A 12,491-nucleotide genomic window follows, 5' to 3' on the forward strand; every position below is an offset into this window, starting at 1 on the left:
GGTAAATATTAATATTTGCCGCTTCTTTATTCCGCAATAAAAAACAGAAAGCCCAAAGCCTTCTGCTTTTTATCTGTCATCTTATTGCAGTGCAAAATACATTTCTCATTTACACATTCCACAGCGATTGCTTCCATTGTTTGCCTGTTCCAGTAAGCGCAGATAATGATTTGCTTCCCTGAGCACATGGTCTGCCAAAAGTGGAAGGATCACAGAGCGTATGTCACAATCTGTAATTCCTTGCGTCCCTGCACTTTTAAACTTCTGGAACTCTTCTGTCAACTGGACACTTTTTGCATGGCAGGCATTGCCGTTCCTGGCTTCCTGTTCTTTCATGGCCTCCAAAAGCTCACAGTAATCCATCGCAAATCCATTGGCTGATTGTATCAGTTCACACTCTGTCGGGTCCAGAAGGCCGCGTATAAATTCAGCATGTTCCATCATAATCTGATTCCAGAATGCCTCTGTATTTCTCAGATCTGTCATCGCGATACAGCCATTTCTTTCAAGCTGCATGATAAACTGACGGTATAATCTTGCCTCCCTTAAAATGTGTTCAATCAAAAGCGGATAATTCGTGGTATAAAGTTTACAGCTCAGCACCTTCTGCAAAATTTCTTCTTTATAGGCAATCAGCCCGTTCAAGCACTCAAGCATTTCCCGGTTCAGCATTCTGACCTGATAAACCGTTTCCCGGCTTACTCCGGAGGGGCATCCGCTCTGAAGACATTTCTCAGCCTCCGTAATCTCTGTATCCACAGGAATACCTGTCAGCCTGCTCGTCTGACATTCTGCCTTCTGCGTAAATTCCGTCACAATTTCTCCGGAATCCAAAATGGCATTCCCCACCATTCCATCGGCAAGTCGTACGGTCTTTTTCAAGCCTTCTTCAAATCCTTTCCTGAAGCATTCCGCACGCCTTTTTAAGTCCGTCTCCTTTTCCGGAAGCGATGCCAGCAAAAACAAAGAATGTTCTTTCATGATCCTGGCGAAGAACAGGTGTGTTTCTATTGATAAAATAACATATTCTCTCATATGATTGCATACCTTTATAGTCTGATCTCTCTATTTATGATATGCAGATTTTTTTCGGCAGTTCGCGGGGATTTTATTTATTAATTTTCCAATAACCTTTTCTGTCGGAACCGATACGGGTAATTTTTCCAGCTTCCCGAAGTTTCTTTATAATATGGCTGATTTTACGGGTACTAAACCCCATTTTTTCGCTTATCCTCTTAGCCGTAATATCAGGCTCTTTTTCTAATATGAAAAGAATTTTAATATCATCGCCATTATCATCGCCATTAACTTTTTTTTCAGAAATATCATTCTTTTCGTCTGTCCAGGAAAATGGAAAAATAACTTTAACAAAATGTTCGGATATCTCAAAAATAGATTTATCATATGCATTTAAAATACGACTCATTCCTGATCCAAGTTGTTCTACCAAACCTACATCTTTAAATACCCGCATCAATTCTCTGTTTCTTGGCATACTACTACAACTGAAAAAATCTTCTCTGCTTTGTCCCTGAATCAAACCGCCATAAGAAGTAAACTCCATCCGGTCACTGAAAATCTCGAACACTGGCGGAATTTCTCTAGAAAAATCATTGTGAACAATACCCATATTCTTCATTTTCTTTTAGATCTACTTTATTTTTCCCACCGTATTTTGCAACTTTTATAGATACGCCGTTTTCATCAGCCAACAGATATGCAATATAATTATATTTACCATCAGGTGTAAACAATTCAAGACTATGTGCAAACTGCTTATTCAGTTCAAGTCCCCGCTCCTGATAATATATTTTTAGTTGCGCAAATGTAAGATCCTGCCTCGGGGCAAGTCTTCCCTTTCAAAGATCAACATGTGATTATCTAACAACAAATTCATAATTGCCCGCTCTGCACCGCCCTCACAAATACACGCTAAATATTTTTCCATTCTAAAAGTCCCCCTTACTTCAATGATATGAGAACTTTTTTTAAAGCAATGTATGATTTATAAGCAGGCACGGTTCCTTTTAGAAAATCACTATCGTATACTTCACTTCTCTTAATGTCATTTCTTTTTAAAATACTAGACAAATTTTCTGCCGCAATTCCCCCAATATTTCTTACAATATAAATGCCATCATTTCTCTTAAATTCATCTAATATCTCTGAGTAATGAGTTGAAAATACAAGGGTTGCCCCATTTTTATTTACTTTTTTATCCATAAAAAAGCGAACTAATGTGGACACAATTTCTTTATTAAAATGATTTTCTAACTCATCAACTACTAAATATCCTCCCTCCATAAATGTGATAACCGCACCCATAAATACACTAAGACCTTTAATTGTCCCCGACGAAAGATATCTGTTAAGTGCTAATGGATTATTTAAACTGATTTCCTCTTTTCCATAGAATTTTAATCTTATGTCAACTTTTTTTCTTTCCGGTGTACAATATAGATATTCGATGCTTGGATCCAAAAAAGTCAAAATCTCTTTCGGATACTTCCCTAAAACATTTAGCATATTGTGATCCGTAAACTGAGACATATCACATAAAAAAAGTTTGTACCCTGTTTTTTATTTAATGCTAATATAATGCTAACGTCTTCCAATAAATACTCTTCATTTTGATTCCTTCTTGTTCTTAATTCCGAGTCATTGAATACAAAAATACCCTTCTTCGTTTTCACTTTATTAATCTCTTTTGCCCATAAATTTTCCTCAGCAATGACCAGCTTGCCACTTCCATCAACTTGATTAACTTTTTTTTCAATAGCAGTCTGCAGTTTATTTACAATGCCTTCATGATAAAAATAAGTATTAATAACGACTCTTTGATCCTCATTTAAATCATCAAATATTTCTTTTGAATCAATCTTATTCAAAGCTTCATTATTCAGTAAACTTATCGCAAAAGAAATCACTTTTAAGATTGTTGTTTTCCCGGAAGCATTGATACCAATAAATGAGAGTGCCGGATTTGTATAAATATTAGAAAATATATTATATAATTGTTCCTTATCATCATCATCCACTCTCTGCCATGCGATAAAATCTATACTCAAGTCATTTTTTTAAAGCGGCAATCCTTTGACCTCTAATTTTAATATCTTCATCTTATTCTCCATTTAATTACGAAATATCCGTTTTTATTTTATATTATGTCCATTTTTTTTGTTTTATTCAATTGTTATTTTTAATTTTCTTGTAATTATTTACATTCAAAAATATTATTACGAACGTATTATTGCGAAAATGTTTGATCCGTTTAACCACAAAAAAGCGAAGAGCCTACCCTCTCCGCTTCCCATCTGTTATCTTACAATACACCACCGCCGCCACCGTACTCACCGCAGTAGCTATAATTCCCGGCCCTACAATCGCTGCCGGATTGACGCTCCCGTACTGGCTCCGATAGGCAATTACGCTGACCGGAATCAGCTGCAACGAGGATATATTCAAAATCAAAAACGTACACATCTCGTTGCTGGCTGTGCCGCGCGGCATGGCCCGCGAAATTCCTTTTCTCTTTTTCTTTCTTCCCTCTGCCGTATCTCCCGTCTGCTCTGGCAACTCTGCCTGCCGCCGCTCTTCCTCAAGATTGGCAAGCTCCTCCATTGCCTTTAATCCGGCAGGTGTTGCAGCCCATCCAAGGCCGAGAATATTCGCCACACAGTTCATTGTAATATGCTCGTTCGCCGGATGATCCTGCGGAATATGCGGAAACAGGAAATGAATAAATGGCTGAATCTTCCGCGAAATCAGCCGCACCAATCCAGCCTCCTTTGCCACCTCCATCAGTCCCATCCAAAGCCCCATCACACCCAGCATGGTAATGCACAGAGTAACTGCTTCCTTTGCCGAGGACAGCACCGCATCGGAAACGGCATCCACGCGCCCGGTCAGAGCGCCCCATACTACGCCTATCAGTATCATAATTCCCCAGATATAGTTCATATTGCTCTCCGGAATTTTTTTACTATTCTATTCCTCAATACTCCCAATCATGTGAGCCATAAAATATATTCCTTAAAATTTTAACGAAGAATCTGCCGTACCATTGTTCAAATTCCGGCCAAACGCAGAAAATCCCATGCTACAGGCGCCAAAGCTTGATTTCCACAAACATGAAGTTTATAATACCCTAAGACTGACGGACCTGAGCGAAATACTTGCATTGCGGAATACGAAAAAACGGCCTCCGTCCAATTTATCATACAAGAAAGGGTACCTGCTATGTCAATGGATGATTACAATAAAGCCTGTAAAGCTGGAAAAAAAGATTACCAGAACAGACTGCTGCGCGGTGAACGGCCTACGCTTCAGGTTCTCGACAGCATTCTTCCGCCAAACGACTCCTACTCTATGGTATCTTTGGGCCTTGTGCAGATCCCGATTGATCAGATTGTCGGTACAAGATATGAAGGCCGGAGCAATGCTTTTTCCGGCAATTTTATGCCGATTTTAAACGAAGACACAGAATTTGCCCGAAAATGGGCCGCCCTTAGCAGCTCTCACGAAGAAGAGGGAATCCGCGACCCGATCAAGGCATGTGAATACATGAACAAATTTTACATAGTGGAAGGAAACAAGCGTGTCAGCGTCATGAAGTATTTTGAGGCAATTTCCATTCCCGGCACGGTCACGCGTATTATTCCGAAACGTACAGAAGAAAAAGAAAATAAAATTTACTACGAGTTTCTCGATTTTTACAAACTGTCAAAAATCAATTATATCTGGTTTTCCAGGGAAGGGAGCTTTGCCAAACTGCAAAAAGCAGTGGGAAAATTTGCCGAGGAAAGCTGGTCAGAGGATGAACAGATTGATTTTAGCTCCGCATATTCGCGTTTTACTGCTGTCTATCGGACAAACGGCGGCAATAAACTGAAAATCACACCAGGAGACGCGTTTTTATCTTTTATCATGCTCTATGGGTATAAAACGCTTGCTGATACCACCACCACTGCTCTGAAAAATTTAATTGTAAAAAGCTGGGAAGAATTTCGCCTTCTGGAGCAGGATGATGAAATTGATTTGAAAATGAACCCCACGACAGAGAAAAAGCCCCTGCTCAGCTGGATTTTGCCGACCGGTCCGGCCAGGCTGAAGATTGCATTTATTTATGAAAAAACAGCCGCATCTTCCGCATGGTCCTACGCACATGAGTTGGGCCGCCTGCACCTTGCGCAGACCTTCCCGGACGAAGTGACTACACTGTATTATGACGGCGTTACGGTTGATACGATTGAAGAGTACCTGCAAAAAGCAATTTCCGATGGCTGTAACCTGATCTTTACGACCACCCCAGCCTTCGCTCCTGCAAGCGTAAAGGCAGCGATTGCGCATCCAAATATCCGCATTCTGAACTGTTCTCTGAATACATCCCACCGTTATATCCGGACGTATTATGCGAGAATGCACGAAGCTAAATTTCTGATGGGCGCGATCGCTGGGGCTATGGCGGAAAACAACCGGCTGCTGTACATTGAAGACTACCCGCTGTTTGGTGTAATTGCCAATATCAATGCCTTTGCACTGGGTGCAAGAATGGTGAATCCGCGCGCGCAGGTTTATCTGGAATGGTCCTCAAAAAAGGATGTTGATATTTCCGAGCGCATCCGGGAAGTAAACCCGGCCTGTATCTCTGGGAGAGACATGGTAATTCCGGAGGAAAATTCCCGTTATTTCGGAATTTATCATATGGCTGACGGGTATCCGCACAACCTGGCAATGCCACTGTGCCACTGGGGTAAATTTTATGAAAAACTGATTCGTACCATCATGAATGGTACCTGGAAGTCAGACGACCACTCCGGCAAAGCCATCAATTACTGGTGGGGCATGTCCTCTGGCGTAGTCGACGTTATTTGTTCCAAAAATCTTCCTGTGGGCACCAAACGCCTGGTTGATTTGTTGAGGCATACAATCCGTGCCGGAGAATTTAACCCGTTTTCAGGCGTTCTCCACACACAGACCTCAACGGCAAACAAAGACCCGAACCATACACTCTCGCCCGAGGAAATCATGACAATGGACTGGCTTGCAGAAAATATTATCGGTTCCATTCCACAGGCGCGTCAGCTTACAGAAAAAGCAAAACCCGTGCTCTCACAACAGGGAGTACCGCGCGTACAGGATGAAATTACAGCGGAATGAGGAAGGAGAACAGCGAACTATGCGGATACTTGCAATTGCAGACGAAGAATCTGCGTATCTGTGGGATCATTACCATAAGAGTAAACTTGCAGGAATTGATCTGATCATTTCCTGCGGAGATCTGCATCCGCACTATCTCTCCTTTCTGGCTACCTTTTCCAATGTCCCCGTACTTTATGTGCACGGCAACCATGACGATAAATATCAGCAGATTCCGCCGGATGGCTGCATCTGCATTGATGATAAAATTTATGTGCACAATGGCATCCGCATTCTGGGGCTGGGAGGTTCCATGCGTTACCATGCCGGAAGCTGCCAGTATACGGAGAAGGAAATGAAACGAAGGGCCGCAAAGCTGTGGTTTCAACTCCTGCGGCACCGCGGATTTGATATTCTGGTCACGCATGCCCCGGCTTATCAGTTAAATGACGGCCGCGATCTGCCGCACCAGGGTTTCAAAACTTTTATCCAGCTCATGGAAAAATATAAACCAAAATATTTTCTGCACGGACATGTGCACCTTTCCTACGGCCGGACGTATAAACGCTACGACAAATATTTCGATACCCATGTCATCAATGCCTATGAACGTTTTGTTTTTGATTACGAAGCAGAGCAGCCGAGCACGCTTCGCTACGGCATACCAAATGCAACGGCTGTCACAGAGTGTGATGTAGATCCTTCCTGAATCCCCCACACGACTGTGACAGCCGTTTTTGTTCCAAGTATTTCCGTTTTCCGCTTTTCATTGTTTCATATTTTCATATTTTGCTTTCCGGATTTTTCTTTTCCTGATCTGCTTTTTCTTTGCCTCCAATCCGCTTTGCAATCAGATAGCGCGGACGCCCCTTCACTTCCTCATAAATTTTTGCAATATAGTACCCGATAATCCCAAGGCTTATCATAATGATACTGCCAATCATCAAAATCAGCAGAATTACGGTTGTAAAACCTTCCACCGCATGACCGCTGAAATACTTCACCAGCGACTGAATCCCGAGCAGAACAGCCATCAGAAACACAAGCACTCCCGCTACGGTCACACACTGCATCGGGACCGTAGAAAACGCCACAATATTTTTAATCGCATACTGAACGAGCGACCAGGATGACCATTTTGATTCTCCTTCCGTGCGCTCCTGAACGTCAAACTCAACGGAAGCCGACCGAAATCCAATCCAAGAGGAAAGCGCGCGAAAGAAGGTATTCCGCTCCGGCATGGCCAGAAGCGCGTCCACAGCCCGCCGGTCAAGCAGTTTAAAGTCAGATGCCCGCGACATATCAATCCGCACCGCCCTGGATATGATCTTATAAAACATCCCCGCACTCGCCCTGTGCATGGCGCTCTCCTTCCCGCGGCTTCGTTTTACACCTTCGACAACCTCATATCCCTGTTCCCAGAGACGATACATCTCGATCACCGTTTCCGGCGGATGCTGCAAATCACAGTCCATCACCACACAACAATCCCCGGACGCATTCGCCAGCCCTGCCAGCATCGCAGACTCTTTCCCGAAATTTCTTGAAAACTTTAATCCAACAATATGAGAATCCCTTATTGCCGTCTCTTCGATTGCCTCCCACGTTCCATCCTTTGATCCATCGTTTACAAAAACAATTTCATATGCAATCTGCGCTTCTGTTAAAAGCCGTCCGATTGTTTCCGCCGCCTTCGGCACCATTTTTTCCTCATTATATGCCGGTAAAATCACTGAAAGCATATTTCATTTCTCCTGTCCGTCCTGTTCCCTGCAGGCACCCGTTTATTCGTAAGCAATCCCGGTCAGTCAAATCCGATAATCCGAGTACTCGCCCAGATCCATCAGCACAATGCTGTGACTCGTCCTGCGCTGGCTCACCGGAATCATCTGCATGTAATCTCCGTACAGATAAGTGAGATATTTATCATATTCCTTTGGGACAGGAAACTGATATCCCTCGAAATCCACATAAACCGCCTCCGAAAGCCAATTGGCCGGAAAAGCGCCCCGTTTCAGATTCCGCCCCATGCCGTCATACAGATACCCGGTATCTTTGTTCTTAAAAAAAGTAAGCGCATGATTCTGCGCCCACAGCGCCAGACGCATCGGAATAAGATATTTCACATGATCGACAATTTTGCAGATCACCGGATGCGCGCCGCCGCCTTTAATATCCGTGTTCCCCCACTTGTTAAAAACCACTGAACGTGTCAACATGGTCGCCATCAGATGCAGTTTCTGCGACCACTTGTGCCGGCCTGTTCGGTCATGCGAAAGTACATCAAAGAAAATCCCATTATGCATCTCCATAAAATGCCCCGTAAACTCCGTTGCAAACATGGTATTATTGATGCGCAGCTTTGTGAACGGATTGTAATTCCCTTTCTCGGTCTCCGGAATCTGCATAAAAATATTTCTGGGAAGTTCCTGCTGTACCACCTGCTGAAATTTATCATAATCCTCCCGCAGCATCATCACATCTGCATCGTCGTCCCACGGGATAAATCCATGGTGCCGGATTGCCCCGAGCAGCGTACCGCCCGCGAGAAAATATTTGATATCATGCTTTTTACAGATGCGGTCAATCTCCAGAAGATAACCCAGAAGGATTTTCTGCACTTTTTCAAGTTTCCCCAGATACGTATTGTCAAACAAAAACACCTCGCCGGTATCTTGCAGGCTCTTCACCAAAATTATCAGTCCGTCCTCCAAAGACACCTGAGGAACAAAACCATAGTGCTCCAAAAGCTGCGTATTCAGCCAGATTCCGCTTCCTTCCGAAGGTATTGCCATCTGTTTGTTTTCGGATGGTCTTTCGGTATCAGATTTTTCTGCCGCCTCACTATGCATCGTCACCCGACATTGTTCTGGAAAATTCTGATAAAGCAAAATGGCAAGTTCTCCTGCCGACGCATTTGAAGCCAGTCCTGAAACGTTAAAAATCTTATTCTCCGGGCATTTTGTCAATACAAACTGAATCGCTGTCAGGACGTCGTGGATGCTGATATAGGAAGTTTTCTCCTGCGAAAGCGTTAACTGAAATGGCTCTCCAAATGCTGTCTTTCTGGCAAGCTGCGCTGCCATATGCTCCATCACAGGAATACAGGCGCCGTACATCATACCAGTCCGAAGAATCTGAAACGCAAATCCTTTTTCCCTGGCAAAAGCTGCCAGCATGCTTTCCACTGCCTGCAAAAAATACTGTGCCTCATAGCCCGGCCCACACGGGTCCGTTTTCCCTGCTTCGTATTCCGACGCAACAAAGCCTGGCCCCAGCTTTCCGTAAACGCGCCCGTCAGACAACAACAGCACCCGGCGGCATTGCAGTGCCGACACCGTTTCCAGCAATTGCCTGAAATGTTTCAAATAGGAAATTGCCTCCGCTGCATCAAGGTTTGCCTCCCGACAGCAAAAACCGGTCAGAATCACGTAATCTGCCTCTTCAGGACGAAACATTTCGTGTTCTGCTCCCGCAATCTCCGTTTTAAGCACTCCATTTTCCAGTGACGCGCTCTGCACACGTACGCCTGATCTATCACTGTCATTCCACGCGAAAAATGACCACGCAATCGCTTTTTGCAGCTCCGCCTGTTCTCCGATCAGCAATATTTTTGCACCTTTGAGCGCCGCTTTGGGAATCAGCTCCGAACGTACCGGAGCCTGCGCCCAATCCAGTTCAAATTCATTCAAATAATCTCGCAGCAACATAGTTCCCTTACTTTCCAAGCTTCCCCGCTTTTTCTGCGTCCATGTAAGTTGGTACTGCCTGCAAAGGCGAATACCGAGCCTTCTTTTCTTCTGTTTCGCTCCCTGAACAATGAGTCGTGACCGCAGAATCATCCGTACATCCCTCTGGAAGGTTATACGCTTCCCCGGATGCTCCGTTCACCAGTACACGCATCGCTTTATCCAGAAGCTCCGCCACAAAATCACCGTTCCCTGGCCAGGTCCCCAAACGCACTATTTTTACCGGCATCCCATTTTCTCTGTAAAATCGGCACGCGAAATGTTCAGAAGTCCTCATGCACTGTAATGCAAGCTCTGCCTGCTTCGTATGACAGACATAACCGATCTCATCCTCGTGAAGAAACCGCGCACCTCCATACTGCTTTCCATAAATTGCGCTGCTGCTCACCAGAAGTACGGATGCCGGGTCCTTTTTTAAAAGCATCTGAAATGAATCGAACAGCTCCAACTCCTGTGGCCAGCAATTTTCCTGACCTGACAGCTCCGCAAACAAAAGCACAAAATCTCCGGCCGCGACCTGTTCCAACCCTTCTGTCACTTCAAAAGAAAAACCCGGCTGGCCCGCAAGGTTCTCCAGATTTTCCAAAAACCGTGTATAACATTCTCCCTGTATTCCTGCCAGAACAATTCTTCTGCCTGCCAAACGATCCCATATCGTTTTTTGCAAAATGTTCTGCCCATCCTTCGACTGTCTCATGTTATGCTCCATTCTGCTAAGCGCGCATGCTTTCCATCAAGCGGTTGAACATCTGGGGAAGTGAGGTCTGCGCCCTCCAGCCAAGTGCACGCAATTTTTCCGAATTAATCAGCATCCGCGAGGTCGGCGCATAGCCGAATTTGTTTGCATCTTCCGGAATATCGAATACAAGACCGGAACCGCTCTTCGGATATTCCCGAATCAACATTTCCGCCATTTCGCGGATTGTCCCGAAGGTTTCTTCATTTGAAATATTGTAGGCTTCCCCTGACTGCCCCCGCAGAAGTACCGTCAATAGCCCCAGCACTGCGTCAGACGTATAACAGTAACAGTGCGCCTTACTTCCATCGGTATGCAGAACAATATCCTCGCCCTGCATAATGCTCCGTGCAAACTGTGCAAATACACGGTTTTCATTTTTCGCAATCCCGGCCCCAAACGTCTGCGCAAGCCGAGCCGTTTTTACCGGGACATTGTATTCATGCGCATAGGCCCCGCACAGCCCCTCCGCCATACGCTTACTTTCAGAATAACTGCTGCGCACTTCAAGCGGATCAATATAGCCATAATCCGTCTCCCTCACATTGTAATGCTCCGGGTCAACCACGCCATACGCTTCCATCGAAGAAAGATATACCATGCTGCGCACCTGCTTTTCTCTTGCAAGCTCAAGCAGATTTCTCGTACCTCTCAGAGCCGTCAAAATCGTCTCCACCGGGCGCTCAACAAAATCTTTAGAAGCCGTCATGCTGGCCGTATGAAACACATAATCAACCGCTCCATCATACAAAATCGGCTCTGTCACATCCCCTTCAATCAGCTCCAAACCATGCCCCAGATAATTTCCCAAAAGCCGCTCTGCCTTCTCCCGGTTCCTCACCACACCCAGAACCTTCAGACCAAGCCCCCGGCTCTCTCCGGCACAGACAAGCGCCTTTGTAAGCAATCCTCCAATCAACCCCGTCGCCCCGGTAATCAGAATATGCTTTCCCCGCAACGCTTCCCAGTCAATCTGCTCCGAGGCCGCAATCCCTTCCAAATCCTCCTGCAAAACCACATCCGCTTCCCAAATCCGTTTAGCCATCCATATACTCCTTTTCCCTGCTGCGAAACCCGTCACTTTTTATCCTTATACCGGTTCATCTTCGCTGCCAACCGATTCGTCAACCCAAACCCAAATGCCTGCTCGTTCTCTTTATACTGAAGCAAAGCCCGGAACATATACACATCCTCCGGAGTCGTTACTTTAATATTACCCCGATTCCCCATTACCATATGCGGCTGCTTCCCAAGCGACCGATAAATCGTGCAGGCATCTACCATATTTTCATACCTGGCAGGCAGCGCCCGAATCGCCTCATGCGCTTTTATAATATCCTTCAAATAAAAACTCTGCGGCGCCTGTGCCGTATAGCTCTCTTTGCGAAGCGGAAGCTCTTCAACCGTGCCTCCGTCTTTGCTGATCAGCACAGTCTCGTAACACAGAGTACAAGTGATTGCGCTTCCATACGCTTTCACTGCCGCAACATTGTCACTGATCACGCCATATTCCACAAACGGCCGCACGCCGTCGTGAATCAGAACCACGCTGTCCTCCGGATTCTCCTCCTGCGCTTTTTGGAGCGCATGAAAAATGGAATCCTGGGCCGTCTCACCACCCGGCACAATCGCTGCGATCTTGTCAATTCTGTAATCCAGTACGAGTTGCTGCGTATAACGGATATAATCCTCGCTCATTGCCAGATAAATTTTATCAATCTCCTCATGCTCCTGAAACAGCTGAAGCGTATGAATCAAAATCGGTTTTCCGTTTATCTCCAGAAACTGTTTTGGTACTCCTGCGCCCATGCGCACGCCGCTTCCGCCGGCAAATATAATCGCTATATTCATAATACCATTCCTTTCGC

12 protein-coding genes are annotated in these 12,491 nt (G+C 45.0%); 2 read left to right on the forward strand and 10 right to left on the reverse strand.

Features of this window, described 5'->3' with window-relative positions; translation table 11 throughout:
- Positions 1-105 precede the first annotated feature (105 nt).
- The 5 genes from AC6I2O_RS08300 to AC6I2O_RS08320 all read right to left on the reverse strand — a co-directional run bounded on the left by AC6I2O_RS08300 (position 106) and on the right by AC6I2O_RS08320 (position 3,960).
- The gene (locus AC6I2O_RS08300; protein ID WP_497742378.1) at positions 106-1,035 is read right to left on the reverse strand and encodes a DUF2935 domain-containing protein; all 930 of its coding nucleotides are present in this window, start codon (positions 1,033-1,035) and stop codon (positions 106-108) included.
- Between the two features lie 73 nt (positions 1,036-1,108).
- Positions 1,109-1,630, reverse strand: coding sequence for an ATP-binding protein (locus AC6I2O_RS08305; protein WP_497742379.1), 522 nt, complete (start codon positions 1,628-1,630; stop codon positions 1,109-1,111).
- Positions 1,631-1,962: 332 nt separating this feature from the next.
- Positions 1,963-2,526 carry an AAA family ATPase gene (locus AC6I2O_RS08310; protein ID WP_497742380.1) on the reverse strand — a complete coding sequence of 188 codons (564 nt, stop codon included), beginning with the start codon at positions 2,524-2,526 and terminating at the stop codon, positions 1,963-1,965.
- The gene (locus AC6I2O_RS08315; RefSeq protein ID WP_497742381.1) at positions 2,520-3,038 is read right to left on the reverse strand and encodes a hypothetical protein; all 519 of its coding nucleotides are present in this window, start codon (positions 3,036-3,038) and stop codon (positions 2,520-2,522) included. The genes AC6I2O_RS08310 and AC6I2O_RS08315 overlap by 7 nt, the downstream gene beginning before the upstream one ends.
- 256 nt (positions 3,039-3,294) lie before the next feature.
- Positions 3,295-3,960, reverse strand: coding sequence for a nucleoside recognition protein (locus tag AC6I2O_RS08320; protein ID WP_120393506.1), 666 nt, complete (start codon positions 3,958-3,960; stop codon positions 3,295-3,297).
- A 279-nt stretch (positions 3,961-4,239) separates the two neighbouring features.
- Between AC6I2O_RS08320 and AC6I2O_RS08325 the strand changes: the two genes are divergently transcribed.
- On the forward strand, positions 4,240-6,159 hold the full coding sequence (locus AC6I2O_RS08325) for a BMP family ABC transporter substrate-binding protein (protein WP_120393505.1): 1,920 nt from the start codon (positions 4,240-4,242) through the stop codon (positions 6,157-6,159).
- Between the two features lie 19 nt (positions 6,160-6,178).
- Positions 6,179-6,847 carry a metallophosphoesterase family protein gene (locus AC6I2O_RS08330; protein ID WP_120393504.1) on the forward strand — a complete coding sequence of 223 codons (669 nt, stop codon included), beginning with the start codon at positions 6,179-6,181 and terminating at the stop codon, positions 6,845-6,847.
- A 73-nt stretch (positions 6,848-6,920) separates the two neighbouring features.
- Here the strand turns inward: AC6I2O_RS08330 and AC6I2O_RS08335 are convergent, their stop codons facing one another.
- From AC6I2O_RS08335 to AC6I2O_RS08355, 5 genes are all read right to left on the reverse strand, one after another.
- Positions 6,921-7,880, reverse strand: a complete 960-nt coding sequence (locus AC6I2O_RS08335; protein WP_497742382.1) for a glycosyltransferase family 2 protein — start codon at positions 7,878-7,880, stop codon at positions 6,921-6,923.
- Positions 7,881-7,946: 66 nt separating this feature from the next.
- Positions 7,947-9,866, reverse strand: coding sequence for a LicD family protein (locus tag AC6I2O_RS08340; RefSeq protein WP_497742383.1), 1,920 nt, complete (start codon positions 9,864-9,866; stop codon positions 7,947-7,949).
- The gene (locus AC6I2O_RS08345; RefSeq protein ID WP_497742384.1) at positions 9,856-10,584 is read right to left on the reverse strand and encodes an NAD-dependent epimerase/dehydratase family protein; all 729 of its coding nucleotides are present in this window, start codon (positions 10,582-10,584) and stop codon (positions 9,856-9,858) included. The genes AC6I2O_RS08340 and AC6I2O_RS08345 overlap by 11 nt, the downstream gene beginning before the upstream one ends.
- A gap of 16 nt (positions 10,585-10,600) precedes the next feature.
- Positions 10,601-11,668: an NAD-dependent epimerase/dehydratase family protein gene (locus AC6I2O_RS08350; protein WP_120393501.1), complete on the reverse strand. Its 1,068-nt coding sequence runs from the start codon at positions 11,666-11,668 to the stop codon at positions 10,601-10,603.
- A gap of 32 nt (positions 11,669-11,700) precedes the next feature.
- Entirely contained in the window at positions 11,701-12,474 is a 774-nt protein-coding gene (locus AC6I2O_RS08355) for an IspD/TarI family cytidylyltransferase (RefSeq protein ID WP_120393500.1), read from the reverse strand.
- Between the last annotated feature and the right edge of the window lie 17 nt (positions 12,475-12,491).

It is taken from the genome of Blautia sp. St.27G3 (genome assembly GCF_059728505.1).

Coding starts and splice junctions, on each gene's coding strand:
- AC6I2O_RS08300 (WP_497742378.1), bottom strand. CDS start 1,035: ATGAGAGAATATGTTATTTTATCAATAGAAACACACCTGTTCTTCGCC.
- AC6I2O_RS08350 (WP_120393501.1), bottom strand. CDS start 11,668: ATGGCTAAACGGATTTGGGAAGCGGATGTGGTTTTGCAGGAGGATTTG.
- AC6I2O_RS08330 (WP_120393504.1), top strand. CDS start 6,179: ATGCGGATACTTGCAATTGCAGACGAAGAATCTGCGTATCTGTGGGAT.
- AC6I2O_RS08355 (WP_120393500.1), bottom strand. CDS start 12,474: ATGAATATAGCGATTATATTTGCCGGCGGAAGCGGCGTGCGCATGGGC.
- AC6I2O_RS08305 (WP_497742379.1), bottom strand. CDS start 1,630: ATGGGTATTGTTCACAATGATTTTTCTAGAGAAATTCCGCCAGTGTTC.
- AC6I2O_RS08345 (WP_497742384.1), bottom strand. CDS start 10,584: ATGAGACAGTCGAAGGATGGGCAGAACATTTTGCAAAAAACGATATGG.
- AC6I2O_RS08335 (WP_497742382.1), bottom strand. CDS start 7,880: ATGCTTTCAGTGATTTTACCGGCATATAATGAGGAAAAAATGGTGCCG.
- AC6I2O_RS08310 (WP_497742380.1), bottom strand. CDS start 2,526: ATGCTAAATGTTTTAGGGAAGTATCCGAAAGAGATTTTGACTTTTTTG.
- AC6I2O_RS08325 (WP_120393505.1), top strand. CDS start 4,240: ATGTCAATGGATGATTACAATAAAGCCTGTAAAGCTGGAAAAAAAGAT.
- AC6I2O_RS08320 (WP_120393506.1), bottom strand. CDS start 3,960: ATGAACTATATCTGGGGAATTATGATACTGATAGGCGTAGTATGGGGC.